Here is a 24,742-nt window from a genome sequence, read left to right on the forward strand (position 1 = left end):
GGTCAGGCTGCGCGGATCACGCTCATCCGCCCGACCAGCGGCAGCTTGCCGAGCAGATCAAACAGCGGCGCCGTCCAGCGCACCAGTGCCGCGCTGGCTTTGGCTGCCAGCGGCGTGTGGCAGCTCCAACCCAAGGCCAGCACGGCCATCAGCAACCCGCCGATGTAGTCGTCCTGCCCCCAGTGCGCGCCCGCCACCAGGCGCGGCAGCATGAACAGGCAGGCCAGCGACCAGATCGCCAGGTGCTGTACCAGGCGTCGGCTGAACAGGCTCATGAACAGCGCCCAGATCAGCAGCACCGAGGCGTGGTCGCCCGGGAAACTCTGGCTGGAACGGTCCTTGAGCTCCCACTTCTTTTCCAGGTTCGGGTAGTAGTCGCTCAGGTGCACGGCATTGTCGAACACCATCGATGGGCTATTGTGTTGCCAGCCCATTGCGCTGACCCACTTGGAAAACAGCGCGCGAATCACCACTAAGAGGAGCAGGGTCACCAGGAAGGCGAAAAACGCCTGGCGAACATGGATGGCCTTGAACACCCAATCGCCGCGAACCAGCAGCGACAGCATGATCAACCCGACCAGGATGTCGAACGGCCGCAGGCTACCGACCGCCCAGATGGAGCGCCAGACCACGTTGTCGGCCAGCGGGGCATTGAGGCTGTGGAACAGCCACTCGTCGAAAGTCAGGCAAAGGATCTGGCCAACGGGCCACAACCAGAAACACAGTAGTGCGATGGGCAGGAGCGTGCAGGCTACCAAAGGGCCCCAGGACCACCTTGCTTGGAACAGTGGTCGATTATCCATAAAATACCTCGATCTCCAGCGGCAAATGAGCGCTTTGCGAGCGCTCTACGACAGACCTTTCAGTCTCCTGTAATTATTTTGTAATCATTTTCAGAAAGCCAGACAACCATGAGCGACTTGCCAGATACAGATTTCACCCAACGCTTCCTGTTCGACGACCGCGACGTACGCGGCGAGATGGTCGCGCTGGAACGCAGCTACGCCGAAGTGCTGGCCAAGCACGCTTACCCGCGCCCGGTCCAACACCTGCTGGGCGAACTGATGGCCGCCGCCGCGCTGCTGGTCGGCACCCTCAAGTTCGATGGGTTGCTGGTCCTCCAGGCGCAGTCCCAGGGCCCTGTGCCGCTGCTGGCCATTGAATACACCAGCGAGCACGACATCCGCGGCCTGGCACGCTTCGAGGCCGACCAGATCAAGGATGACGCACGCCTTGCCGACCTGATGCCAGGCGGTCACCTGGTGCTGACCATCATTCCGGTCAACGGCCAGCGTTACCAGGGCACCGTCGAGCTGGACGGCCAGGACCTGTCGGAGTGCTTCACCAACTACTTCGTCATGTCCCAGCAGGTGAACACCAGCATCTCCCTGACCGCCGATGGCGCTCGCGCCCGTGGTCTTCTTGTGCAGCAACTGCCGGCTGAAATCCACAAGGATATCGAAGAGCGCGAGGAAAGCTGGGCCCACGTCAAGGCCCTCGCCAACACCGTCAAGGCCGAGGAACTGCTCGGCCTGGACAACGAAACCGTGCTGCACCGCCTGTACCACGAGGACGCGGTTCGTCTGTTCGACATCCAGCCGCTACGCTTCCGTTGCAGCTGCTCGCGCGAGCGCTCCAGCAACGCCCTGGTCAGCCTCGGCGAGCAGGATGCCAAGGCGTTGGTCGAGGAATGCGGCGGCCAGGTCGAGATCGATTGCCAGTTCTGCAACGAGCGCTATCTCTTCGATGCGAGCGATGTTGCGCAATTGTTCGCGGGTGGTGGTACTGACGTACCGTCAGAAACTCAGCACTGAAACGCTTCACTACAGGACATTCTCCTGTCGAACCGCGCAAAAGCGCAGTTCTGACAGGAGGGGCCTACTTTTTTTGGGCGTTTCTGGCATAATCCGGCCACTTTTTTCGCTGTAGTAGTTTGAAACAGGCCACTACAAAACGTTTGGAGCACTCGGCCTCGGGCCGGATGGGGTATCTCATGACGCAAGCCAACAACACCGTGTACACCGACCTGAGCGTCGATGACCTGGTAAAAGAAGCGCTGCAACGCGGTGAAGGTGTGCTGGCCGATACGGGCGCACTGGTCGTCGAGACAGGCCACCGTACTGGCCGTTCGCCGGCTGACCGTTTCATCGTTGACGAACCGAGCACCTCTGCCGCCATCGCCTGGGGCCCGATCAACCGCAAGTTCCCGGCCGACAAGTTCGATGCCCTGTGGGACCGCGTCGAGGCGTTCAACAACGCCCAGGACCACTTCGTCTCCTACGTTCACGTAGGTGCGGCCGAAGAACACTACCTGCCGGTCAAGATGACCACGCAGACTGCCTGGCAGAACCTGTTCGGCCGTTGCCTGTTCATCAACCCGGCCCAGTACAACCCGGCCGGCCGTGATGAGTGGCAAGTGCTCAACGTTGCCAATTTCGAGTGCGTGCCTGAGCGTGACGGCACCAACTCCGATGGCTGCGTGATCATCAACTTCGCCCAGAAGAAGGTGCTGATCGCCGGCATGCGCTATGCCGGCGAAATGAAGAAAGCCATGTTCTCGGTGCAGAACTTCCTGCTGCCGGCCGCCGACGTGCTGCCGATGCACTGCGCCGCCAACATTGGCGAAAAAGGCGATGTGACCCTGTTCTTCGGCCTGTCCGGCACTGGCAAGACCACCCTGTCGGCCGACGAAAGCCGGTACCTGATCGGTGACGACGAGCACGGCTGGGGCGAAGGCGTCGTCTTCAACATCGAAGGCGGCTGCTACGCCAAGTGCATCGACCTGTCCGAGAAGAACGAGCCGGTCATCTGGAAAGCCATCAAGCACGGTGCGGTACTGGAGAACGTCGTCCTCGACGGCAACCAGCACGCCGACTACGCCGATGTCAGCCTGACCCAGAACAGCCGCGCCGCCTACCCGCTGGAGCACGTTGCCAAGCGTTCCGAGAAGAACCTGGGTGGCGAGCCGAACGCGGTCATCTTCCTGACCTGCGACCTGACCGGCGTACTGCCGCCAGTGTCGATCCTGAACAACGAGCAGGCGGCCTACCACTTCCTGTCCGGCTACACCGCGCTGGTCGGCTCCACCGAAATGGGCTCGGGCGGCGGCATCAAGTCGACCTTCTCCACCTGCTTCGGCGCACCGTTCTTCCCGCGTCCGGCCGGTGAGTACGCTGAGCTGCTGATCAAGCGCATCAAGGGCTTCGACTCCAAGGTCTACCTGGTCAACACCGGCTGGACCGGCGGTGGCTACGGTGTTGGCAAGCGCTTCAGCATCCCGACCACCCGTGGCGTGATCGCTGCCATCCAGAGCGGTGCGCTGATCGGTGCCGAGACCGAGCACCTGGACATCATCAACCTGGACGTACCGAAGTCTGTTCCAGGCGTCGAGACCGAGCTGCTCAACCCGCGCAACACCTGGGCTGACAAGGCTGCCTACGACGAAGCCGCCAAGGGCCTGGCTGGCCTGTTCATCGAGAACTTCAAGAAGTTCGACGTGTCCGACGCCATCAAGGCTGCTGGTCCGCAGCTGTAAGTCTGCGATCCGCGTAGAAAAGCCGCCCTCGGGGCGGCTTTTTCGTTCTGAAGGCTCACCGCTACCCTGTAGGCGCCAGCCTTGCTGGCGAAGCAAACGCCGCAGTGCATGCCCGGTGTTCGCCGGCAGGGCCGGTTCCTACAAGGCGATAGGCGATCCGCGCATGGTGTGGGATGCTTCGCTAAATGCCAAAGACAGCCCAGGGTGCCTCCATGACCGAATCCCCTCAGCGCTCCGCCTTCTCCCACTTCCACCCCATCCTCACCCGCCCCCAGGACAACGACCACAACGGCCACCTCGCCGGCTCCACCGTGCACGCGTTCTTCGAAACCGCCATCCAGGCCTTCCTCGTCGAGCAGGCCGAGCTGGACCTGCGCGACGGCGAACTGGCCGGCTTCGTGGTGAGCTCGAGCGCGGACTTCTTCGCTCTGCCGGGTTTCCCGGATGTACTCGAAGTGGGCTTGGGCGTGACCCGCCTGGCTGGCAGCACCGTGGAATTCCGCCTGGCACTGTTCCGCCCGGGTGAGGTCGAGGCCTGTGCGGCCGGCTCGTTGGTGCAGGTGTTCGTCGAGCGTGCGTCCGGGCGGCCGGCGGCCTTGCCGGAGACGTTGCAACTGATCCTCGCGGGGCTGTCGCTCAATCGTTGACGCGGATGATCCCCTCGCGCACGGCGAACAGCACCAGCCCGGGCACGTCGTGGATCTGCAGGCGGTGCATGATCTGCGAGCGGTGCGCTTCGACGGTCTTGACGCTCAGGCCCAGGCCGTCGGCAATGGAGCGGGTGGTTTCACCGCGGGCGATCAGGCGCAGGATCTCCAGCTGGCGCTTGGTCAGGGGCGCCTGGGGTGGTGCCGAGGTGCGCTTGCGGCTGTGCCTGAGGGCCTGACCAATGACCATCGGCAGCACCGCCGACGACAGAAACTGACCGCCACCGCGCAGCGTCAGCAAGGCCTGCTCCAGCTCCGCCACCGTGGCGTTCTTGAGCAGGAAACCGTGGGCGCCGAGCTGCAGGCAATTGAGCACATGCTCCAGCTGCGAGCGCGCCGAGAACATCAGCACACGGCTGGCCGGGGCGCGGATGAACAACTCTTGCAGGGCCTGCTGGCTGTCCAGCTCACCGCTCATGTCGAGTACCACGATGTCTGGCTTGAGCTTTTCCGCCAGGCTTACGGCGGTCATGGCATCGCCGGTGTCGCCCACCACGGCGAAGTCTTTCTTCTGCTCCAGCAGGGCGCGCAGGCCGGCGCGGAAGAGGGGCGAGTCGTCGGCAAGCAGGATTCGGCAAGGCATGGATAAGGGCCTGTTTCGCAAGGGAAGGGGGGGCGGCAGGCCTGCTCGATCCGAAAGCGCACTGCCGCGCGGTAGCGCGATCAGTCCTTGTCTGCCGGTGGGCGCGGCAGTGCCTCTCATCATAGGCGCTCGAATACCGATGGCAGTAACGGGCGCAGGGGCAGGTCCAGTTCGTGGATGCTCTCGCTGTGGCCGATCATCAGCAGGCCGCCGGGACGCAGGTGCGCCAGTACTTGTCGGAGCATGCCACCTCTGTGGCGTGGCGCCAGGCTCGACAGCAGGTTGCGCAGAAGAATGACGTCGAAGCGGCCCAGGTGTTCGGGCAGTGGCCGGATCAGGTTGATCGCTTCGAAGCGCACCTGCTCGCGCAAGGCGGGCGCGACGCGCAGGCGGCCGGCCATCTCGCCGATGCCGCACAGGCAGTGGCGGGTCAACCAGCCTTCGGGAAAGTAGCGGGCCTGGGCAATGTCGTAGACGCCGGCACTGGCATGCTCCAGGCGTTGCGTGTCGAAGTCGCTGGCCAGCACTTGCCACCCGGGCAGCCGAGCGTGCTCGGCGGCAACCATGGCCAGGCTCCAGGCTTCCTCGCCAGTGGCGCAAGCGGCGCTCCAGAGGCGTGCGGGGTGGCCAAGAGCGGGCAGCCATCGGGCCAGCCACTCGAAATGCCGATGCTCACGGAAGAAGTAGCTGTCGCGAGCGACCAGCAGACGCAGCAGTTGGTCGTGCTCCTGCGCGTCCTGCTGCTGGTCGAGCAGTGTGAGGTATTGATCGAAGTTGCTCAGGCGATGGGCTTTCAGGCGCTTGTGCAAGCGCGTCGCTACCACGGCGCGGCGATCATTGGCCAGGTACACGCCGGTAGCTTGCTCGACCCGCTGGCGAATGCGCGCAAAGTTGTCTTCGCTGAGCAGCGGCGGGCGCGGCATCCTTCAGGCTCCCTTGGCCTTGGATGAATGGATGGCCGTGATGATCGCGCGCATTCCCTGCGTCCTGTCTGGAGTTGGTGGAGGGGATGATAACTAGTGGCTACTAGCCTCCATATCGGGGACGCCCTTAATCCTCAGGTGAGCCGACAAACGAAAAAGCCCTGCCGGTGAGGGCAGGGCCTTAGGTGACAAGCTTAAGCCTGGCGATCAGTCGCGCCAGTGACGCTTGTGCTTGCGGTGGCCGTAGTGGTGGCCACGGTCGTAGTAGCGACGGTCGTCATAGTCGCGACGGTAGCGGCGCGAGTCGTGGCGCTCGTCTTCGTCGGCCTTGTTGCCCATGTAGTTGCCCAGTGCGCCACCGGCGCCACCACCGGCTGCCGCGCCGATATAGCTGCCGGTGGTGCCGCCCATGGAGCGACCTACCACGTTGCCGCCGGCCGCGCCCAGCGCGCCACCAATGGCCGCTTCGCCACGCTGGCGCTTGTCGGCGCCCAGGGCGCCGCCAGCGGCGCCACCCAGGCCGGCACCAATGGCGCCGCCGGTGCTACCACCGATGGAGTTGCCCACCACGGAGCCCAGTACCCCACCCAATGCGCCGCCAATGCCGGCCTCGGTGGTGCCGCCTGCCATGGCAACGCCGCTGAGCAAGCTGAAAGACAACAACAGAATCGAGGAGTACTTCTTCATCAAGAGAGCCTCAGAGGGATGACGAGGCGGAATTTGAGGCTCGGCGAGGCGCGTGGCAATTGAAATCCGACGAGTAGCACGAGTTGTACACAATTCTCTAAGTTACTGAATTATGTATGAAACTTTCTCTGATTTTGGTGGTCTGAGCTTTTTATGACGAAGCCCTGATCCGTTGCGGAACAGGGCTTTTCTGTTTTCTGCGTAATGGCATTCGCGGGTTTACCCGCGAATGGGCCAGCGAATCCTCAGATGATTCGCCCGTTGCCCCGCGCCCGCTCCAACTTGATGGCGATGAACTTCGACGTTGGCGTGTGGCTGCCATCGCCGATGCTCTCCAGCGGCACCAACGGGTTCACTTCCGGATAGTAGGCCGCCGCCTGGCCGGCGGGAATGTCGAACGCCAGCAGGGTGAAACCCTGCACCCGGCGCACATGCTCATCCCCCCACAGTGACACGATGTCGACCTTCTGCCCCGGTTGGAAGCCCAGGCGGATGATGTCCGCCTCGTTGACGAACAGCACGTCGCGCTGGCCGCGTACGCCGCGGTAGCGGTCGTCCATGCCGTAGATGGTGGTGTTGTACTGATCGTGCGAGCGCATCGACTGCATGATCAGGTCCGGCACCTGGCCGCTGGCGCGCACACGTTCGTCGAGCAGGCTGTCGGGCAGCAGGTTGGCCTTGAAGTTGGCGCGGCCGCTGGCGGTCTTCCACTGGCGGCTGCCGGCGCTGTTGCCCAGGTAGAAGCCGCCGGGCAGGTTCAGGCGCTCATTGAAGCCAGCAAAGCCTGGAATGGTGTCGGCGATCAGGTCACGGATGCGGTCGTAGTCGGCCACCAGCCAGTGCCAGTCAACCGGCTGCTTGCCTAGAGTGGCGGCGGCGATGCCGGCGACCACCGCCGGCTCCGAGCGCATCTGCCTGGACAGCGGCTTGAGCTGGCCGTTGGAGGCGTGGACCATGCTGAACGAGTCTTCCACCGTGACCGCCTGCGGGCCTTCACCCTGCAGGTCGATATCGGTACGGCCCAGGCACGGCAGGATCAGCGCCTGCTTGCCGTGGACCAGATGGCTGCGGTTGAGCTTGGTGCTGATATGCACGGTCAGCTCGCAGTTGCGCAGCGCTTGTGCGGTGCGCTCGGTGTCCGGCGTGGCCTGGGCGAAGTTGCCGCCCAGCCCGATGAACACCTTGGCCCGGCCGTCGAGCATGGCGTGGATCGCCTCGACGGTGTTGTGCCCGTTGTGGCGCGGCACCGGGAAACCGAAGCGCTTTTCCAGGGCGTCGAGCAGGAACACCGGTGGGCGTTCGTTGATGCCCATGGTGCGATCGCCCTGCACGTTGCTGTGGCCGCGCACCGGGCACAGGCCGGCGCCCGGCACGCCCAGGTTGCCGCGCAGCAGCATCAGGTTGACGATTTCCTGGATGGTCGGCACCGAATGGCGATGCTGGGTGATGCCCATGGCCCAGCACATGATCACCCGCTTGCCCTTGCAGTACATGCGCGCCGACAGCTCGATGTCGGCCAGGGGCAGGCCCGATTGCGCCTGGATCTGCTCCCACGGGGTGGCCTCGACCACTGCCAGGTAATCGTCCACGCCATGGCCGTGTTCGGCGATGAAGGCGTGGTCGAAGATCGCCGGTTCACCCTTGGCCTGGGCTTCGCGCTCCCACTGCAGCAGGAACTTGGCCATGCCGCGCAGCAGCGCCATATCGCCGCCGAGGGCCGGGCGGAAGAACGCGGTGTTGGTCGGGCGATCGGTGTTGGTGAGCATCTCCAGCGGGTTCTGCGGGTGCTGGAAACGCTCCAGGCCACGCTCCTTGAGCGGGTTGACGCAGACCACCTGGGCGCCGCGCTTCACCGCGTCACGCAACGGGTCGAGCATGCGCGGGTGGTTGGTGCCGGGGTTCTGGCCCCAGACGAAGATCGTATCGGCGTGCTCGAAGTCGTCGTAGGTGACCGTGCCCTTGCCCACTCCCACGCTCTGCCCAAGGGCTACGCCGCTGGCCTCGTGGCACATGTTCGAGCAGTCAGGGAAGTTGTTGGTGCCGTAGGCACGCACGAACAGCTGGTACAGGTAGGCCGCTTCGTTGCTGGCCCGGCCGGAGGTGTAGAACTCGGCCTGGTCGGGGCTGGCCAGGTTGTTCAGGTGGCGGGCGATCAGGGCGAAGGCGGCATCCCAGTCGATCGGCTGGTAGCGGTCGGTGGTCGGGTCGTAGACCACCGGTTCAGTCAGGCGGCCCTGGTACTCGAGCCAGTAGTCGCTCTGCTCACGCAGCGCGCTGACGCTGTAGCGGGCGAAGAACGCTGCGTCGACGCGGCGCTTGGTGGCTTCCCAGTTGACCGCCTTGGCGCCGTTCTCGCAGAACTTGACCATGCCGCTTTCGGGCGAGTCGCCCCAGGCGCAGCCAGGGCAGTCGAAGCCGCCGTTCTGGTTGGTCTTGAGCAGGGCGCGGATGTTCTTCAGGGCGTTGTCGCTGCCCACCCAGGCCTTGGCCACGCTGCGCAGCGCGCCCCAGCCGCCGGCGGGGCCGGGGTAGGGTTTGTAGCGAGGGGAAGAGGCGGGGGCGTTGTCTGGCAGTTTTTCGTAGGAGGTCACGGCTGTTGCTACTCCGCCGCTGGGCTGAACACCCGCGGTGCGCTGTGTTTGGGCAGATGGATGAGGTTGAGGTTGTGCTTGCGCGCCCACTGCAGGGCAAGGCCCGTGGGCGCGGAGAGGCTGACCAGGGTCTGGATGCCGGCGCGCAGGACTTTCTGGATCAGTTCCAGGCTGCAGCGGCTGGTGACGATGGCCAGGCCGCCGGTGGTGTCGATGCGCTGGCGCAGCAGGGCACCGATCAGCTTGTCCAGGGCGTTGTGCCGGCCGATGTCCTCGCGGCCCAGCAGCAGCTGGCCGTCGTGGTCCATGAACAGCGCCGCGTGCACCGCGCCACAGTGCTGGCCCAACGGCTGGAAAGCATCGATGCGCTGGCGCAGGTCCTTCAGCCAGTGCGCGGGCGGCAGGGGCGCGCCGGGCAGCACGTCGAGCTCGGGCAGTGCCTGCTCCAGGGCCTCGACGCCGCACAGGCCGCAACCGCTGGTGCCGGCCAGTTGGCGACGCTGGTTCTTCAGGTTCCAGAACGCGCGGCTGGAAATCTCCAGGTCGGCATACAGTGCCGAGCCGCTGCCGGACAGCTTCACGTCATAGATTTCATCGGTACCGGCGACGATGCCGCTGCCCACGCTGAAACCCACGGCGAAGTCTTCCAGGTCGGTGGGGCTGACCAGCATCACCGCCTGGTTCAGGCCGTTGTAGACGATGGCCAGCGCCACTTCCTCGGCCAGCGGCGTGGTGTCATGCGCGGCGTCGGAGAGTTGGACATAGTCGTAGGTGTTGCTGGCGGCGGGGAGGGCTAAAGGCGTGGACGCCGCGCAGACCGGGGGCTTGCTGTTCATTGGAGCGAATACCGGCGGCAGTTTGACCCTCCAAGCCTAGGCCGGTGGGGAGGTGCCGTCTAATCGCTAGCATCTATGCCGTGATAGAGCGCGTCGATCGGTCGCAGGGGGGCGGGGTGGTCGATCCTGGCCTAGACTGCTGCTTCCATGGATTCATCATCAAAGGAGCGCCACATGAGCCTGTTCAGTTTCGTGAAGGAAGCCGGCGAGAAGTTGATCGACCTGCTGACGCCGGGTAATGCCAATGCCGAGACGCAACTCAAAGAACATGTGAGCAAGGTTGGTCTGGGCAATCCCAGCATCACCGCCACTGTAGAGGGGGACAAGATCATCCTCAAGGGCGAGGTTGCCAGCCAGGAGGAGAAGGAGAAGATCATCCTGGCCGCCGGCAATATCGCAGGCGTGGCCTCGGTGGATGACCAGATCACCGTGACCGGGCCGATAACCCAGGCGGCGCGGTTCGTCACGGTAGAGAAGGGCGACACCCTCAGCGCCATCTCCAAGAAGGTGTATGGCGACGCCAACAAGTACAACAAGATCTTCGAGGCGAACAAGCCGTTGCTTTCTCACCCCGACAAGATCTACCCGGGGCAGGTGCTGCGTATTCCGGACTGAGGGGTTCGTCTGTTGGAGCGGCTTTAGCCGCGATGCGGGCATCGCGGTGCCTGGCACCCGCTCGCGGGTGATCGCGGCTGAAGCCGCTCCTACGGGGCGAATGTGCCGTTACAACCCTTCCAGCAACTCCCGATAATCCTCGACCGCCGCGAACTCCTGGGTGTCCCGCGGTTCGGCCCGGCTATCCGGCTGGCGCACCGCCAACAGATGCCCCACCCCGAACCGCCGGGCGCTGCGCAGGATCGCCAGGGTGTCGTCAATGAACAGGCTGCGCGCCGGCTCGAAGCCGATATCCGCCTGCAACGCGTCCCAGAACTGCGGGCTCTCCTTTGGATAGCCATAGTCATGCGAGCTGATCAGCCGTTCGAAATACGGCGCCAGTTCCACCCGTTCCAGTTTCAGCGACAGCGAGTCGCGGTGCGCATTGGTGATCATCACCACCCGCTTGCCCGCCTTGCGCACCGCCGCGAGGAAGGTGTCGGCATCCGGCTTCAGGGCAATAAGGTCGGCGATCTCCTGCTTCAGTTCGCGGATCGGCAGGCGCAGCTCGCGGCTCCAGAAATCCAGGCAGTACCAGTTGAGGGTGCCGGCATGCTGCTCGAACAGGGGGCGCAGCTCCAACTCGGCCATGGCCCGGCTCACGCCATGCAGTTCGGCATAGCGCTGGGGCAGGTGCTCCAGCCAGAAGCGGTTGTCGTAATGCAGGTCGAGCAGGGTGCCGTCCATGTCCAGCAGGACGGTATCGATGGCGGACCAGGGAAGAACGGGCATGGGAAACTCTCGATCGGTCGGCAAGCCACGGTATAGTAACCCGTTCACGCCAAGGAGCCGCACCATGCGCCAGAAACCCACCGTCCTCAGCCGCGAAATCGTCGCCAGCAGCCGCCTGTTCCGGGTCGAAGCCGTGCAGTTGCGCTTCTCCAACGGCACCGAGCGTACCTACGAGCGCCTGGTTGGCCGCGGCAACGGCTATGGCGCGGTGATGGTCGTGGCCATGCTCGACGCCGAGCATGCGGTGCTGGTCGAGGAATACTGCGGTGGTACCGACGAATACGAGCTCTCGCTGCCCAAGGGCCTGATCGAACCGGGTGAGGACGTGCTGGCCGCCGCCGACCGGGAGCTCAAGGAAGAGGCCGGTTTCGGCGCGCGCCAGCTGGAGCACCTGACCGAGCTGTCGCTGTCGCCCGGCTACATGAGCCAGAAGATCCAGGTGGTGTTGGCCACGGACCTGTACGAAGAGCGTCTGGAGGGCGACGAGCCTGAGCCCATGCGTGTCGACAAGGTCAACCTGCGTGAGCTCTCGGCCCTGGCCATGCACCCGCAGTTCACCGAAGGTCGCGCGCTGGCGGCGCTGTACCTGGCCCGTGACCTGCTGATCCAGCGCGGGGTGTTGAGCGTATGAGCGATCGGCAGTTGATGCAGGATGTGGTAACGCTTGCCCTGGCAGCGGGGGATGCGATCCTGCCGTTCTGGCGTGCGGATGTCGCCGTGACCAACAAGGCCGACGATTCGCCGGTCACGGCTGCCGACCTGGCGGCCCATCGGGTTATTGCCGAAGGCCTGCAGGCATTGGCGCCACAGATTCCGGTGCTGTCCGAGGAAGATTGCGACATTGCGCTTGAGACGCGTGCCGCCTGGCAGCGCTGGTGGCTGGTCGACCCGCTGGACGGCACCAAGGAGTTCATTGCCGGCAGCGAGGAATTCACCGTCAACATCGCGTTGATCGAACGTGGAGAGGTGGTGTTCGGGGTGGTGGCGATGCCGACCAACGGGCGCTGTTATTTCGGCGGGCGTGAGCTTGGGGCCTGGCGCGCCGAGCGTAATGGGGCCGCGCAGCCGATCCAGGTGCGTGATGTGCCGCCACCCGAGAAGAACTTCACGGTCGTCGCCAGTCGCCGTCATTCCAGCCCTCAGCAGGAGGCACTGCTGGCCGGGTTGAGTGGGGCGGTGGGTGAGCTGGAGCTGGCCAATATTGGCAGTTCGTTGAAGTTCTGCCTGCTGGCTGAGGGGAGTGCCGACTGCTATCCCAGATTGGCGCCGACCTCGCAGTGGGACACGGCGGCTGCCCAAGGTGTGCTGGAGGGCGCCGGGGGTGAGGTGATCGGGTTGGAGGGGTTGCCGTTTCGGTATCCGGCGCGGGAATCGCTGCTCAATCCGTTTTTCCTGGCGTTGCCCCGGGCTGCCGGTTGGCGTGCGGCGCTTGTCCGGTTGGCCAGTGCGATCAACGATTGAGCTCGTCGGGGCCGCTTTGCGGCCCATCGCGGGTAAACCCGCTCCTACAGGTTCAGCGATATCCCGGTGGGGGCGGGTTTACCCGCGATGGGCTGCGCTGCAGCCCCAAGGCCTCAGCGATGCAGCACGTACTGCCCGCTGAATTTCACGGCAGCCTCGTCACTCCCTTCATTGCTCACCACCGTCTCCAGCGTCAGCCGCGCTCGCCCTCGGCGCTGGTACATCGTCAGGAACCGCTCCCAGGTCTTGTCGTCCGGCGCTGGGCAGCTTGCCACCGCCGTACCGGTGACCGGCAGTGGATAACTGATCTGCCCTTCCTGAATGACGATATGCCCGTCATCGACCCCCAGTTCACGCAAGCGCAGGTGCAGCCAGCCCCAACCCGCGAGCACCGCGCCGCAGTACAGGCTGCCGCCGAACATGGTGCTCTTGTGGTTGACGTTGGGCGCCAGCGGTAGCTTCAGGCGCAGGCAGTGATCCTGCCAGTCGATGACCTCCATACCCATCTCGCGGGTCAACGGGATGTCGCCGTGCAGCACGGCCTGCAGGTATTGGCTATCGGTGTTCATTGACGGTTGTCCTCCTGGTCGTCGTGCCCGCTGTTGCCGCCGTCGAAGCTCAGGCCATGCTTGCGCAGCTTGTCGTGCAAGGTCTTGCGCGGGATACCGAGCGCTTCGGCGAGGCTGCGCATCGAACCGTGGGGCTGGGTCAGTTCGGCGGCGATCAGCGAACGCTCGAATTGCTCGACCTGCTCGCTGAGATTACCGGTCGACACCGAGACTTGAACATCATGGGGGCCGGGGGGCGCCTGGCCGTCGAGGGCCAGTTCCAGGCCCAGGGCGAAGCGTTCGGCGGCGTTCTGCAGTTCGCGCACATTGCCCGGCCAGTCGTGGCGCAGCAGCAGGGCGCGTTGGGCGGGTTGCAGGCTGTGCGGCGGCAGGCCATGACGTTCGCTGGCGGCATCGGCGAAATGCTGGAACAGGACGAGAATGTCGTCGCCCCGTTCACGCAGGGCTGGAATCCGCAGCGGCGCGACATTCAGGCGGTAGTACAGGTCCGCGCGGAAGCGCCCCTGGTCGGCGGCCTGGCGCAGGTCTTCCTTGGTCGCGGCGATGATGCGGATATCCAGCGGGATCAACTGGTTACCGCCCAGGCGTTCGACCACGCGCTCCTGCAGCAGGCGCAGCAGCTTGACCTGCACGTCCAGGCTCATGCTCTCGATCTCATCGAGGAACAGGGTGCCGCCATTGGCAAACTCGAACTTGCCGATACGGCGCTTCTGCGCGCCGGTGAAGGCCCCGGGCTCATGGCCGAACAACTCGCTCTCGACCACCGACTCGGCCAGGGCGCCGGCATTGATCGCCACGAACGGCCCGTCGCGGCGGCTCGAAAGATCATGCAAAGCGCGCGCGACCACCTCCTTGCCGGCACCGGTTTCACCAAGGATCAGTACGTCGGCGCGGGTCCCGGCGAGGGCGCCGATCTGCTCGCGCAGGCGTTGCATCCCGGCCGACTGGCCAACCAGGCGCGTGGCCAGTTGCTGGCGGTCGCTCAACGCCAGGCGCAGGCTGCGGTTGTCCAGCACCAGGCGGCGCAGGGCCAGGGCACGGCGCACGCTATCGAGCAGGGCGTCGGTGGCGAAGGGTTTCTCGAGGAAGTCGTAGGCACCGGCACGCATGGCCTGCACGGCCAGCGGCACGTCGCCGTGGCCGGTGATCAGCAGCACCGGCAGCTCGCTGTCGCGGGCGTGCAGTTGTTCCAGCAATTGCAGGCCATCGATGCCGGGCATGCGGATATCGCTGACCACCACGCCCGGCCAGTCGGCCTCGATGCGTGCGGCCAGGCCTTGGGCATCGGCCAATGGCACGACCTTGAGTCCGGCCAGGTCGAGGGTCTGGCTCAGGGCCTGGCGCAGGTGCGGGTCGTCATCGACCAGGATCACCTGGGCACGGCTGTCGATCAGTGTCTCGGTGGTCATGCCGAGGTGTCCTCCGAAGATTGCAGGTTGGCGCCGGGCTTGGCCACGCGCAGTTGCAGGGTCAGCAGGGCGCCGCCTTCCGGGTGGTTGGCCAGCAGCAGTTCGCCGCCCAGGGCGCGCATCAGGCTTTCGCAGATGGCCAGCCCCAGCCCCAGGCCCTGGGTGTGGGTCTTGGTGGTGAAGAACGGCTCCTTGGCGTGCTCCAGCGCCTGGCGGCTGAAACCGGGGCCGTTGTCGCGGATGTACAGGTAGACGCAGTCGTCCCGCCGTTCGGCACTCAGCCAGAGCTTGCGTGGGTTGGCTTTCTCGGTCAGGGCGTCGAGGGCGTTGGCCAGCAGGTTGCCCAGTACCTGGCGCAGGCGTGTTTCGCCCGCTTGCACCCACAGGGTGGCTTCCGGCAGGTCACGCACCAGCTCCACGGCCATGGCCCGGCGGCGCTTGGCCAGCAGCGCCAGGGCATCGTCCAGCGCCGGTTGCAGGGCCACGCTTTCCGGGGCGTGGCGGTCGCGGCGGGCGAAGGCGCGCAGGTGGGCGATGATCGAAGCCATGCGACCGGTCAGTTCACCGATCAGCTTGAGGTTGCCGCGCACGTCCTCGGAACGTTGATGATCCAGGAGGATCTCGGCGTTTTCGGCGTAGCTGCGGATCGCCGCCAGCGGCTGGTTGAGTTCGTGGCTGATGCTCGCCGACATGGTGCCCAGTACCGACAGCTTGCCGGCCTGGACCAGTTCGTCCTGGGCGCGCACCAGCTCCTGCTGGGTGTGCTCGCGCTCCAGCACCGCGCTTTTCAGTCGGGTGTTGAGGCCTTCTAGGTCGGCGGTGCGTTCGATCACGCGCTTTTCCAGCTCTTGGCGGGCACGGGCCTCGAAGTCGATGCGGTCGATGTAGTGGCGGCGGCGTTGCATGACCAGGCCGGCCAGGAGCATGGCCACCAGCAGCGCGGCGCCGCCGATGGCCATGACGGTCTGCACCGAGCGGTCGACCAGCGTGCGCGGCGCGAGGATGCTGACCTGCCAGCCGGTCTCTTTGATGTCGCGGGTCTGGATCTGCCAGGCGGCCTGGTCGAGGGTCAGTGGCTGCGGGGCCTGGGTCGGGTAGGGCTGGATGGCGATGATCGCCTGGCGCTCGGTTTCGGTCAGTTCGCGGGTGGCGCGGAAGCGCCAGTCCGGGCGGGAGGTCAGCACCACCACGCCGTTCTGGTCGGTCAGCAGCAGCTGCTCCGGGGTGCGGCCCCACAGGGTTTCGGTGTGGTCGAGGTCGACCTTGACCACCAGCACGCCGATCACCCGCTCGCGGTCGCGTACCGCCGCGGCGAAGAAGTAGCCGCGCTTGGCCGACGTGGTGCCCTGGCCGAAGAAGCGCCCGAGGCGGCCTTCCATTGCCTCGATGAAGTAGGGGCGGAAGGAGAAGTTGCGGCCGAGGAAGCTGTCCGGCTTGTCCCAGTTGGAGGCGGCCAGGGTGTTGCCGCTGACGTCCATCAGGTACATCACTTCGGCGCCGGTCTGGTGGGTGATGTCCTTGAGCAGGCGGTTGGCATTGGTCACCGCCTCGAGCTTGAACGGGTCGGCCAGCACGCCACGCAGGGCCGGCAGGTCGCCGAGGATCTGCGGCAGGGTCTCGTAGCGGTGCAAGGTGCCGAGCAGGTTGGCCACGTAGAGGTCGAGGGTCTGGCGGTTCTGCGAGGCCAGTTCTTCCTGGTAGTAGCGTTCGGCGAGGTGGTGCAGCGGCCACAGCAGTGGCGCCAGGCACAGGGCCAGCAGCGCCAGGCTGCGCCAGCGGGGGCGGCGTGGAGGCGTGGGTCTTGGAATCATCGCGATCATTGCGCCAGAAAAGTCTGGCGCAATTATGCGCTACTTCAGGCAGTCGATCAGCGCTTCATGCCAATGCGGCTGGCTGACCCGCCATTCCCGGGCCAGGCGCGAGCAGTCCAGGCGCGAATTGAGCGGGCGCTTGGCTGGCGTCGGGTACTCGCTGGATGGGATCGGCAGCAGCTCGGCGCAGGGCAGGCCCCGTGCCTTGAGCTGTTCGCCGATGGCCTGGGCGAAGCCGAACCAGGAGGTCTCGCCCTGGGCGGTCAGGTGGTAGGTGCCCCAGGCACCGGCCTGGCCTTGCTGCCATCGCTCGACCAGCGCGCGAGTGCTGGCGGCGATGGTGGCGGCCCAGGTGGGCGCGCCGATCTGGTCGTCCACCACCTTCAGTTGCGGCCGCTCCTGCAACAGCTTTTGCATGGTCAGCAGGAAGTTGCGGCCATGCTGTGAATAGACCCAACTGGTGCGCAGGATCAGGTGTTCACCCCCGACCGCGGCAATCGCCTGCTCGCCAGCCAGCTTGCTGCTACCGTAAACCCCCAGGGGGTTGGTCGCGTCATCCTCGTTGTAAGCGGTGGCCTTTGTGCCATCGAACACATAGTCGGTGGAGTAGTGGATGAGCGGCACGCCAAGGCGCGCAGCCTCTTCTGCGAGCACCCGCGGGGCCTCTGCGTTGATGGTGAAGGCCAGTTGCGCTTCGTTTTCGGCCTGGTCGACCGCCGTGTGGGCGGCGGCGTTGATGATCAGGTCGGGTTTGAGCTGGCGTAGCGGTTCGCGCAAGGCCTCCGGCTGGGCGAGGTCGAGCCGGTCGCGGCCAAGCGACAGCACCTCGCCCCGGCCGTCCAGCGCGCCCTGCAGGGCCTGGGCGACCTGGCCATTGTGGCCGCAGACGAGAATCTTCATGGGAACAGCTCGGCGTCGCGCAGGAAGGCGCCGGCCTGGTCTTTGGCCGACAGGATCGGCGCCGCTTCGAGGCCCCATTCGATCGCCAGTTCAGGGTCGTCCCAGCGGATGCAGCGCTCAGCCTTGGGGTTGTAGTAGTCGGTTGTCTTGTACAGGAAGTCGGCTGTTTCGCTCAGCACCAGGAAGCCATGGGCAAACCCAGGCGGGATCCAGAACTGCGTGTGATCCTTGGCACACAGGCGCGTGGCGACCCACTTGCCGAAGGTTTTCGAACTGCGGCGGATGTCTACGGCCACGTCGAGCACTTCGCCCTGCACCACCCGCACCAGTTTCCCCTGCGGGTTGTCGATCTGGTAGTGCAGGCCACGCAGCACACCGCGCTGCGAGCGCGAGTGGTTGTCCTGCACGAAGCCTGCCTCGAAGCCGGCTTTTTCGGCGAATTCACGGGCGTTGAAACTTTCGAAGAAGAAGCCACGGTCATCACCGAACACTTTCGGTTCGATGATCAGGACTTCGGGTATGGCGGTCTTGACGATGTTCATGGGGCCTCTTCAGCCAACTTTTGCAAGTACTGGCCGTATCCTGTCTTTTTCAACTCCGCTGCCTTGGCCAGAAGGCTGTCGCGGCCGATCCATCCTTTCTGGAAGGCGATTTCCTCGAGGCAGGCGACTTTCAGGCCCTGGCGATTCTCGATGGTCTGCACGTACTGCGCCGCTTCCAGCAGGCTTTCGTGGGTGCCGGTGTCGAGCCAGGCGAAGCCGCGGCCGAAGCGTTCGACACGCAGATCGCCACGCTTGAGGTAAGCGTTGTTGACGTCGGTGATCTCCAGTTCGCCACGGGCGGAGGGACGAATATCCTTGGCGATCTTCACCACATCGTTGTCGTAGAAATACAGGCCGGTCACGGCGTAGCTGGATTTCGGTCGCGCGGGCTTTTCTTCGATCGACAGCGCACGGCCTTGCGCGTCGTACTCGACCACGCCGAAACGCTCCGGGTCCTTGACCCAGTAGCCGAACACGGTGGCGCCCGAGGGGTGCTTGACTGCTCGCTGCAATTGTTCGCCGAAACCTTGGCCATGGAAGATGTTGTCACCGAGGATCAGGCACACCGAATCGTCGCCGATGAACTGTTCGCCGATCAGGAACGCCTGGGCCAGGCCGTCGGGCGAGGGCTGTTCGGCGTAGCTGATGTTGACACCGAACTGGCTGCCGTCGCCGAACAGCTGGCGGTATTGCGGCAGGTCACGGGGCGTCGAGATCAGCAGGATGTCGCGGATCCCGGCCAGCATCAGCACCGAGATCGGGTAGTAGATCATCGGTTTGTCGTAGATCGGCAGCAGTTGCTTCGATACACCGAGGGTGATCGGGTGCAGGCGGGTGCCGGATCCACCGGCCAGGACAATACCTTTAGTCATGCGATCAGGTCCTTGAAGTCGGAGTTGCCCAGACGCTCGCCCTGGTAGCTGCCATCCTGAACGTGTTTGCACCAGTCTAGGTTAGCGAGGTACCACTGGACGGTCTTGCGCAGCCCTGTGAAGAAAGTTTCATCCGGTTTCCAGCCTAGCTCGTGTTCGATCTTGCTCGCGTCGATGGCGTAGCGCAGGTCGTGGCCGGGGCGGTCCTGGACGAAGGTGATCAGGTCTTTGTAGCGGGCCACGCCGGCCGGGCGGCGGTCGGGGGCCAGCTCTTCGAGCAGGTCGCAGAGGGTGTGCACCACGTCGAGGTTCTTCTGCTCGTTGTGGCCACCGATGTTGTAGGTCTCGCCGACCTCGCCACGGGTCACCACCGTCAGCAGGGCGCGGGCGTGGTCCTCGACGTACAGCCAGTCGCGTACCTGCTGGCCGTTGCCATAGACGGGCAATGGCTTGCCGGCCAGGGCGTTGAGGATCATCAGCGGGATCAGCTTCTCGGGGAAGTGGTACGGGCCGTAGTTGTTCGAGCAATTGGTAATCAGCACCGGCAGGCCGTAGGTGCGATGCCAGGCGCGGACCAGATGGTCCGAGGCCGCCTTGCTGGCCGAGTAGGGCGAGCTTGGGGCGTAGGGGGTGGTTTCGGTGAACAGGTCGTCGGCGCCGTGCAGGTCGCCGTATACCTCGTCGGTGGAGATATGGTGGAAGCGGAACGCCGCGCGAGCGTCGGCGGGCAGGCGGGTCCACCAGGCGCGGGTGGTCTCCAACAGGGCATAGGTGCCGACGATGTTGGTGTGGATGAACGCGGCCGGGCCGTCGATGGAACGGTCGACGTGGGACTCGGCGGCCAGGTGCATGATGGCCTGCGGCTGGAAGCGTTCGAGCAGGGCACTGACCGTGGGCTGGTCGGCGATGTCGGCCTGGACGAATTCATAGCGGCTGTTGCTGGCGATGCCTTGCAGCGATTCCAGGTTGCCCGCGTAGGTCAGTTTGTCGAGGTTGAGTACTTCGTGCTCGGTGTTGTCGATCAGGTGGCGGACCAGTGCCGACCCGATGAAGCCGGCGCCGCCAGTGACGAGAATGCGCATGTGTTGTGTCCCTGCAGCTAATCGATAAAGGTTATGGGTGCACGACGGGGCGCCGTCGGCAGGTTTCCATGGCGGGTCAATGCCCGGGCGAATGGGGCGAGCACGCGCAATAGCCGGCCATGCTGTTCGCCTGCTGGCGACGAGTGTAGCGGCACGCGGCGGCGCACGGGGAGATCTCTTCGGCGCGCCCGGCAGGCAAGACGCGCCCGTACGGCCTCGGAACAACAGGTGTAGGTCGCTGCCTGGTCCGTCCCCTGATGGGGCGACGTACTTCTGACGCGAACGGCGGCCGGGGCCTTGAGTCGGCGTTAGGGAGCCGGAGTTCAAGAGGGCAGAGTGCCAGCTGGTCGTCGGACATGTCGGGGTGGTTCCTGTTGCTCTGGGGGCGATGCGGGGCGCTCTGCGCCATGGTTTGCCGGGCAATACCGGGGACGGAGTGCCTGGCGCAGCGAATCGTCCCTCTTGCTTCCGGGCAGCGGTAATGGCGATATAAGCAAAAAAGAGGCCGAGGTTCACACCATGCCGTTGCACACCCTGCTCCACCGCTCCAGCCTTTCCCGTCCCGTGGTTTCCGAAGCGCAGGCCCAGCAGGCTGTGCAGGCCTATTACGGCCTGCATGGCGCGTTGGTGCCCCTCGGTAGCCAACAGGACGTGAACTTCTGGCTGGACAGTGATCAGGGCCGCTTCGTGTTCAAGGTCTGCCATGGCAGCTACGCCGAGTCGGAGTTGCAGGCGCAGCACGCGGCGTTGGCGTTCCTGCAGCGACAGGGTATCCCCGTGCCGGCCGTGCGGCCAGCAGATTCCGGCGACACGCTGCTGGAGCTGGAGATCCAGGGCCAGCCATTGCGCGCTCGGCTGCTCGACTACATCGAAGGCCAGCCGTTGACCCGCCTCGAGCACCTGCCAGTACAGCTGGTGGCCGAACTGGGCACGCTCTGTGCCCGGGTCGACCAGGCCCTGGCCGGTTTCGACCATCCGGGCCTGGAGCGCACCTTGCAGTGGGATCCTCGGCATGCCCAGGCCCTGATCGAACACCTGTTGCCGACCCTTGAAGCCGGTGCACGGCGCCAGCAGGTCGAGCGGGTCACCCGTCGGGCGGCCGAGCGCCTTCAGCCGCTGGTCGACCGGTTGCCTGTTCAGGCCGTGCATCTGGACATCACCGATGACAACACGGTCTGGCGTCGCGACGACGCGCGGCAGTGGCAATTGCAGGGGGTCATCGATTTCGGTGACCTCTGCCGCACCTGGCGCATTGCCGACCTGTCCGTAACCTGCGCGGCACTGCTGCATCACGCCGAAGGCGACCCGTTGCGGATCCTCCCGGCGATTGCCGCCTACCAAGCGGCGAACCCGCTCGAGGACACTGAGCTGCGCGCACTGTGGCCCCTGGTGCTCAATCGCGCGGCGGTGCTGGTGCTCAGCAGCGAGCAGCAACTGGCCGTCGACCCCGGCAACCAGTATGTGCTCGACAACATCGGCCATGAGTGGGAAATCTTCGATACTGCCTGTGCGGTGCCAGCGGCGCTGATGGAGGCCGCGATCCTGCAAGCGGCGGGCAGGGCGCCCGAGGCACCTGATTTCGGTGGCAGCCTGGCGCTACTGCCTGCCCTGGCGGGGCAGGTGATCAGCCGTGTCGATCTCGGGGTTCTAAGCCCGCACTGCGAGTTTGGCAACTGGGAGCAGCCGGGGTTCGACCAGCGCATGCTGGCCGCGCAACCGGCGCCTTCCAGCAGCCTGCACGGCCAGTACCGTCTGTCGCAGACCCATGTCGACCAACCCGACGAGCCTGCCACTTGCGCATTGGGTGTGGAACTCAACCTGTTTCCCGGCACCGTGCTGCAGGCCCCCGAGGCGGGCGTCTGGCAGCGCGGCGGCGATAACCGCGGTTGCTTGCGCACGGCACACTGGCAACTGTGGCTAAACGGCCTGGAGGAGGCTCCGGCAGATGGCCAGGTGCTGGAGAAGGGCCAGGTGCTGGGCGCCACCTGTGGCTTCCTCAGTGTGCAGTTGTGCCTGGAGGGAGAGGCGCAGCCGCCGTTCTTCGCCAAACCCTCCCATGCCGAGGCCTGGCTGGCTCTGTGCCCTTCGCCACGCGCGCTGCTCGGGTTCGACTGCGACGCCGAGCCACTGGCCGACCCGCAGGCGCTGCTGGCCCGGCGTGACGCCAGCTTCGCCCGTTCGCAGAAGCACTACTATGCCCAGCCGCCGCATATCGAGCGTGGCTGGCGCAACTACCTGATCGACATGCAAGGCCGCTCGTACCTGGACATGCTCAACAATGTCGCCGTGCTGGGCCACGGGCATCCACGCATGGTCGCCGAGTCGGCGCGCCAGTGGTCGCTGGTCAACACCAACTCGCGCTTCCACTACGCCGCCATTGCCGAGTTTTCCGAGCGCTTGCTGGAGGTGGCGCCGGAAGGCTTTGACCGGGTGTTCCTGGTCAACAGCGGCACCGAGGCCAACGATCTGGCGATCCGCCTGGCCTGGGCCTACAGCGGCGGGCGCGACCTGCTCAGCGTGCTCGAGGCCTATCACGGCTGGTCGGTGGCCACCGACGCCATCTCCACCTCCATCGCCGACAACCCACAAGCCCTGGAGACCCGGCCGGACTGGGTGCACCCGGTGGAGGCGCCGAATACCTTCCGTGGTCGTTTCCGGGGGGCCGACAGCGCCGCCGACTACCTGCGCGACGTCGAGGCGAAGCTGGCCGACCTTGATGCCCGTGGCCGCCAGCTGGCGGGCATGATCTGCGAGCCGGTGTATGGCAACGCCGGAGGCATCTCGCTGCCGGCGGGCTACCTGCGCGAGGCCTACGCCAAGGTGCGCCAACGTGGCGGGGTGTGCATCGCCGACGAGGTGCAGGTCGGCTATGGCCGCCTGGGCGAGTACTTCTGGGGCTTCGAGGAGCAGGGCGTGGTGCCGGACATCATCACCATGGCCAAGGGCATGGGCAACGGCCAGCCGCTGGGGGCGGTGATCACCCGGCGGGAGATCGCCGAGGCGCTGGAGGCCGAGGGCTACTTCTTCTCGTCCGCAGGGGGCAGCCCGGTCAGCTGTCGTATCGGCATGGCGGTGCTGGATGTGATGCGCGACGAAGGGCTGTGGGACAACGCCCGAGACGTGGGGCGCCACTTCAAGGCGCGCCTCGAGGCGTTGGTCGACAAATATCCGCTTGCCGGTGCCGCCCATGGCTCGGGCTTCTACCTGGGGCTGGAGCTGGTGCGCGATCGCCAGACCCTGGAGCCGGCCACCGAGGAGACCATGGTCCTGTGCGACCGCCTGCGCGAGCTGGGGATCTTCATGCAGCCGACCGGCGACTACCTGAACATTCTCAAGATCAAGCCGCCGATGTGCACCACGCGGGCGAGCGTGGACTACTTTGTCGACAGTGTGGAGCGGATCCTCGCCGAAGGGCTCTAAGAAGCTGCATATGAGCCTGGTAAATCGATTGTTATCGATTTACCAGGCTTTTTTATGGCTAAATATTTTGAGCGAATCTATTTAAAGTCGATATTTATCGGTTGTAATATCGACGTATTGCCCCGCTGCCTATACTGGCAAGCCCGCACCTTTTTCGATCACCGACCTGGCGCCCCTGGCCCCGGGCCTTCGCAGAGGTTACCCATGAAGACCCTCAACTCGACCCCCCGCGCCGACGGCTTCCACATGCCCGCCGAATGGGCCCCGCAGACCCAGGTATGGATGGTCTGGCCAGAGCGCCCGGACAACTGGCGCCTGGGTGGCAAGCCGGCACAGGCCGCGCACGTGACCCTGGCCAAGGCCATCGCCCGCTTCGAGCCGGTAACCGTGGCCGTATCCGCCGCTCAGTACGAGAACGCCCGCCGCCAGCTTGACCTGCCCAACATCCGGGTGGTCGAGATCAGCAACGACGACGCCTGGGTGCGTGACACCGGCCCGACCTTCGTGATCAACGACCATGGCGAGGTGCGTGGCGTGGACTGGGGCTTCAATGCCTGGGGTGGTTTCGACGGCGGCCTGTACGCACCGTGGAACCGTGACGAGGAACTGGCTGCCAAGGTCATGGAGATGGAGCGCGTGCAGCGCTACCACACCGAAGGCTTCGTGCTCGAGGGCGGTTCGATCCACGTCGACGGCGAAGGCACCCTGATCACCACCGAAGAATGCCTGCTCAACCGCAATCGCAACCCGCACCTGAACCGCGAGCAGATCGAGGATATCCTGCGCGAGCACCTGGCGGTGGACACCATCGTCTGGCTGCCGGACGGTCTGTACAACGACGAGACCGACGGCCACGTCGACAACTTCTGCTGTTACGTCAGCCCAGGCGAAGTGTTACTGGCCTGGACCGATGATTCCAATGACCCCAACTATGCACGCTGCCACGCTGCCTACGAGGTGCTGAAAAACACCCGTGATGCCAAAGGCCGCGAGTTCGTGGTGCACAAGATGCCGATTCCGGGGCCGCTGTACGCCACCCAGGCAGAATGCGACGGCGTCGATCACGTGGTCGGCAGCCAGGAGCGCGACCCTTCGGTGCGCCTGGCCGGCTCCTACGTGAATTTCCTGATCGTCAACGGCGGCATCATCGCCCCGAGCTTCGACGACCCGGCCGATGCGCAGGCCAGAGCGATCCTGGCCAAGGTCTTCCCGGATCACGAAGTGGTGATGATTCCAGGCCGTGAGTTGCTGCTCGGGGGCGGCAACATCCACTGCCTGACCCAGCAGCAGCCGGCGCCGGTCAAGCGCTGACTCCCCGCTGAACGAAACAGCCCGTCGCATGACGGGCTTTTTTGTGGGCGGCGACCATCGGGGCGGGTAGATGGCACACCTCTTGTATTGTTTTTCCATTGTGTTTCAGACAGATAG

22 protein-coding genes are annotated in these 24,742 nt (G+C 65.1%); 8 read left to right on the forward strand and 14 right to left on the reverse strand.

Annotation, left to right across the window (positions count from 1 at the left end):
* Window positions 1-2 precede the first annotated feature (2 nt).
* The gene (locus JYG34_RS01095; protein ID WP_213659148.1) at window positions 3-803 is read right to left on the reverse strand and encodes a phosphatase PAP2 family protein; all 801 of its coding nucleotides are present in this window, start codon (window positions 801-803) and stop codon (window positions 3-5) included.
* A gap of 108 nt (window positions 804-911) precedes the next feature.
* Between JYG34_RS01095 and hslO the strand changes: the two genes are divergently transcribed.
* The 3 genes from hslO (at window position 912) to JYG34_RS01110 (ending at window position 4,182) form a co-directional block, all read left to right on the forward strand.
* Window positions 912-1,814 carry an Hsp33 family molecular chaperone HslO gene (hslO, locus tag JYG34_RS01100; RefSeq protein WP_213659149.1) on the forward strand — a complete coding sequence of 301 codons (903 nt, stop codon included), beginning with the start codon at window positions 912-914 and terminating at the stop codon, window positions 1,812-1,814.
* 179 nt (window positions 1,815-1,993) lie between these two features.
* Window positions 1,994-3,535: a phosphoenolpyruvate carboxykinase gene (locus JYG34_RS01105; RefSeq protein ID WP_213659150.1), complete on the forward strand. Its 1,542-nt coding sequence runs from the start codon at window positions 1,994-1,996 to the stop codon at window positions 3,533-3,535.
* 212 nt (window positions 3,536-3,747) lie between these two features.
* A complete protein-coding gene (locus tag JYG34_RS01110; RefSeq protein ID WP_213659151.1) occupies window positions 3,748-4,182 on the forward strand; it encodes an acyl-CoA thioesterase in 435 nt (144 codons plus the stop codon).
* On the opposite strand, the gene JYG34_RS01115 is transcribed toward JYG34_RS01110, so the two are convergent.
* The 5 genes from JYG34_RS01115 to fdhD all read right to left on the reverse strand — a co-directional run bounded on the left by JYG34_RS01115 (window position 4,172) and on the right by fdhD (window position 9,862).
* A complete protein-coding gene (locus JYG34_RS01115) occupies window positions 4,172-4,825 on the reverse strand; it encodes a response regulator (protein ID WP_213659152.1) in 654 nt (217 codons plus the stop codon). The two genes, JYG34_RS01110 and JYG34_RS01115, sit on opposite strands and share 11 nt — an antisense overlap.
* Before the next feature lie 119 nt (window positions 4,826-4,944).
* Complete coding sequence (locus JYG34_RS01120) at window positions 4,945-5,748, reverse strand: CheR family methyltransferase (RefSeq protein ID WP_213659153.1); 804 nt, start codon at window positions 5,746-5,748, stop codon at window positions 4,945-4,947.
* Between the two features lie 207 nt (window positions 5,749-5,955).
* Window positions 5,956-6,435, reverse strand: coding sequence for a glycine zipper domain-containing protein (locus JYG34_RS01125; RefSeq protein ID WP_125462220.1), 480 nt, complete (start codon window positions 6,433-6,435; stop codon window positions 5,956-5,958).
* Window positions 6,436-6,680: 245 nt separating this feature from the next.
* On the reverse strand, window positions 6,681-9,026 hold the full coding sequence (locus tag JYG34_RS01130) for an FdhF/YdeP family oxidoreductase (RefSeq protein ID WP_213659154.1): 2,346 nt from the start codon (window positions 9,024-9,026) through the stop codon (window positions 6,681-6,683).
* Between the two features lie 8 nt (window positions 9,027-9,034).
* Window positions 9,035-9,862, reverse strand: coding sequence for a formate dehydrogenase accessory sulfurtransferase FdhD (fdhD, locus tag JYG34_RS01135; RefSeq protein ID WP_213659155.1), 828 nt, complete (start codon window positions 9,860-9,862; stop codon window positions 9,035-9,037).
* Between the two features lie 174 nt (window positions 9,863-10,036).
* Here fdhD and lysM point away from each other — a divergent pair, with 174 nt between their 5' ends.
* On the forward strand, window positions 10,037-10,477 hold the full coding sequence (gene lysM, locus JYG34_RS01140; RefSeq protein WP_213659156.1) for a peptidoglycan-binding protein LysM: 441 nt from the start codon (window positions 10,037-10,039) through the stop codon (window positions 10,475-10,477).
* Window positions 10,478-10,585: 108 nt separating this feature from the next.
* Here the strand turns inward: lysM and yrfG are convergent, their stop codons facing one another.
* Window positions 10,586-11,248 carry a GMP/IMP nucleotidase gene (yrfG, locus tag JYG34_RS01145; RefSeq protein ID WP_213659157.1) on the reverse strand — a complete coding sequence of 221 codons (663 nt, stop codon included), beginning with the start codon at window positions 11,246-11,248 and terminating at the stop codon, window positions 10,586-10,588.
* 64 nt (window positions 11,249-11,312) lie between these two features.
* Here yrfG and nudE point away from each other — a divergent pair, with 64 nt between their 5' ends.
* Window positions 11,313-11,879, forward strand: coding sequence for an ADP compounds hydrolase NudE (gene nudE, locus JYG34_RS01150; RefSeq protein WP_213659158.1), 567 nt, complete (start codon window positions 11,313-11,315; stop codon window positions 11,877-11,879).
* Window positions 11,876-12,709: a 3'(2'),5'-bisphosphate nucleotidase CysQ gene (gene cysQ, locus JYG34_RS01155; protein ID WP_213659159.1), complete on the forward strand. Its 834-nt coding sequence runs from the start codon at window positions 11,876-11,878 to the stop codon at window positions 12,707-12,709. The genes nudE and cysQ overlap by 4 nt, the downstream gene beginning before the upstream one ends.
* Before the next feature lie 113 nt (window positions 12,710-12,822).
* Here the strand turns inward: cysQ and JYG34_RS01160 are convergent, their stop codons facing one another.
* Genes JYG34_RS01160 through rfbB form a run of 7 tightly spaced genes read right to left on the reverse strand, consistent with a single transcriptional unit; the run spans window position 12,823 to window position 19,894 of the window.
* Window positions 12,823-13,278 (reverse strand): YiiD C-terminal domain-containing protein, encoded by a 456-nt coding sequence (locus tag JYG34_RS01160; RefSeq protein ID WP_213659160.1) that lies wholly within the window; start codon window positions 13,276-13,278, stop codon window positions 12,823-12,825.
* Window positions 13,275-14,687 (reverse strand): sigma-54-dependent transcriptional regulator, encoded by a 1,413-nt coding sequence (locus tag JYG34_RS01165; RefSeq protein ID WP_213659161.1) that lies wholly within the window; start codon window positions 14,685-14,687, stop codon window positions 13,275-13,277. The genes JYG34_RS01160 and JYG34_RS01165 overlap by 4 nt, the downstream gene beginning before the upstream one ends.
* Window positions 14,684-16,498: a sensor histidine kinase gene (locus JYG34_RS01170; RefSeq protein ID WP_213659162.1), complete on the reverse strand. Its 1,815-nt coding sequence runs from the start codon at window positions 16,496-16,498 to the stop codon at window positions 14,684-14,686. The genes JYG34_RS01165 and JYG34_RS01170 overlap by 4 nt, the downstream gene beginning before the upstream one ends.
* Before the next feature lie 39 nt (window positions 16,499-16,537).
* On the reverse strand, window positions 16,538-17,398 hold the full coding sequence (gene rfbD / locus JYG34_RS01175; RefSeq protein WP_213659163.1) for a dTDP-4-dehydrorhamnose reductase: 861 nt from the start codon (window positions 17,396-17,398) through the stop codon (window positions 16,538-16,540).
* Entirely contained in the window at window positions 17,395-17,940 is a 546-nt protein-coding gene (rfbC, locus tag JYG34_RS01180) for a dTDP-4-dehydrorhamnose 3,5-epimerase (protein WP_213659164.1), read from the reverse strand. Before rfbC ends, rfbD begins: the two co-directional genes overlap by 4 nt.
* Window positions 17,937-18,812, reverse strand: coding sequence for a glucose-1-phosphate thymidylyltransferase RfbA (gene rfbA / locus JYG34_RS01185; protein ID WP_213659165.1), 876 nt, complete (start codon window positions 18,810-18,812; stop codon window positions 17,937-17,939). The genes rfbC and rfbA overlap by 4 nt, the downstream gene beginning before the upstream one ends.
* Entirely contained in the window at window positions 18,809-19,894 is a 1,086-nt protein-coding gene (gene rfbB / locus JYG34_RS01190; RefSeq protein WP_213659166.1) for a dTDP-glucose 4,6-dehydratase, read from the reverse strand. Before rfbB ends, rfbA begins: the two co-directional genes overlap by 4 nt.
* A 519-nt stretch (window positions 19,895-20,413) precedes the next feature.
* Here rfbB and JYG34_RS01195 point away from each other — a divergent pair.
* The gene (locus JYG34_RS01195; protein WP_213659167.1) at window positions 20,414-23,314 is read left to right on the forward strand and encodes an aminotransferase; all 2,901 of its coding nucleotides are present in this window, start codon (window positions 20,414-20,416) and stop codon (window positions 23,312-23,314) included.
* A 204-nt stretch (window positions 23,315-23,518) separates the two neighbouring features.
* The gene (aguA, locus tag JYG34_RS01200; RefSeq protein ID WP_213659168.1) at window positions 23,519-24,625 is read left to right on the forward strand and encodes an agmatine deiminase; all 1,107 of its coding nucleotides are present in this window, start codon (window positions 23,519-23,521) and stop codon (window positions 24,623-24,625) included.
* The last annotated feature ends 117 nt before the right edge of the window (window positions 24,626-24,742 follow it).

The organism is Pseudomonas entomophila (genome assembly GCF_018417595.1).
Taxonomy (GTDB): domain Bacteria; phylum Pseudomonadota; class Gammaproteobacteria; order Pseudomonadales; family Pseudomonadaceae; genus Aquipseudomonas; species Aquipseudomonas entomophila_C.

Bases quoted from the DNA above. Each gene is read 5' to 3' on its own strand.
- JYG34_RS01095 (WP_213659148.1), bottom strand. From the start codon at position 803: ATGGATAATCGACCACTGTTCCAAGCAAGGTGGTCCTGGGGCCCTTTG.
- hslO (WP_213659149.1), top strand. From the start codon at position 912: ATGAGCGACTTGCCAGATACAGATTTCACCCAACGCTTCCTGTTCGAC.
- JYG34_RS01105 (WP_213659150.1), top strand. From the start codon at position 1,994: ATGACGCAAGCCAACAACACCGTGTACACCGACCTGAGCGTCGATGAC.
- JYG34_RS01110 (WP_213659151.1), top strand. From the start codon at position 3,748: ATGACCGAATCCCCTCAGCGCTCCGCCTTCTCCCACTTCCACCCCATC.
- JYG34_RS01115 (WP_213659152.1), bottom strand. From the start codon at position 4,825: ATGCCTTGCCGAATCCTGCTTGCCGACGACTCGCCCCTCTTCCGCGCC.
- JYG34_RS01120 (WP_213659153.1), bottom strand. From the start codon at position 5,748: ATGCCGCGCCCGCCGCTGCTCAGCGAAGACAACTTTGCGCGCATTCGC.
- JYG34_RS01125 (WP_125462220.1), bottom strand. From the start codon at position 6,435: ATGAAGAAGTACTCCTCGATTCTGTTGTTGTCTTTCAGCTTGCTCAGC.
- fdhD (WP_213659155.1), bottom strand. From the start codon at position 9,862: ATGAACAGCAAGCCCCCGGTCTGCGCGGCGTCCACGCCTTTAGCCCTC.
- lysM (WP_213659156.1), top strand. From the start codon at position 10,037: ATGAGCCTGTTCAGTTTCGTGAAGGAAGCCGGCGAGAAGTTGATCGAC.
- yrfG (WP_213659157.1), bottom strand. From the start codon at position 11,248: ATGCCCGTTCTTCCCTGGTCCGCCATCGATACCGTCCTGCTGGACATG.
- nudE (WP_213659158.1), top strand. From the start codon at position 11,313: ATGCGCCAGAAACCCACCGTCCTCAGCCGCGAAATCGTCGCCAGCAGC.
- cysQ (WP_213659159.1), top strand. From the start codon at position 11,876: ATGAGCGATCGGCAGTTGATGCAGGATGTGGTAACGCTTGCCCTGGCA.
- JYG34_RS01160 (WP_213659160.1), bottom strand. From the start codon at position 13,278: ATGAACACCGATAGCCAATACCTGCAGGCCGTGCTGCACGGCGACATC.
- JYG34_RS01165 (WP_213659161.1), bottom strand. From the start codon at position 14,687: ATGACCACCGAGACACTGATCGACAGCCGTGCCCAGGTGATCCTGGTC.
- JYG34_RS01170 (WP_213659162.1), bottom strand. From the start codon at position 16,498: ATGATTCCAAGACCCACGCCTCCACGCCGCCCCCGCTGGCGCAGCCTG.
- rfbD (WP_213659163.1), bottom strand. From the start codon at position 17,398: ATGAAGATTCTCGTCTGCGGCCACAATGGCCAGGTCGCCCAGGCCCTG.
- rfbC (WP_213659164.1), bottom strand. From the start codon at position 17,940: ATGAACATCGTCAAGACCGCCATACCCGAAGTCCTGATCATCGAACCG.
- rfbA (WP_213659165.1), bottom strand. From the start codon at position 18,812: ATGACTAAAGGTATTGTCCTGGCCGGTGGATCCGGCACCCGCCTGCAC.
- rfbB (WP_213659166.1), bottom strand. From the start codon at position 19,894: ATGCGCATTCTCGTCACTGGCGGCGCCGGCTTCATCGGGTCGGCACTG.
- JYG34_RS01195 (WP_213659167.1), top strand. From the start codon at position 20,414: ATGCCGTTGCACACCCTGCTCCACCGCTCCAGCCTTTCCCGTCCCGTG.
- aguA (WP_213659168.1), top strand. From the start codon at position 23,519: ATGAAGACCCTCAACTCGACCCCCCGCGCCGACGGCTTCCACATGCCC.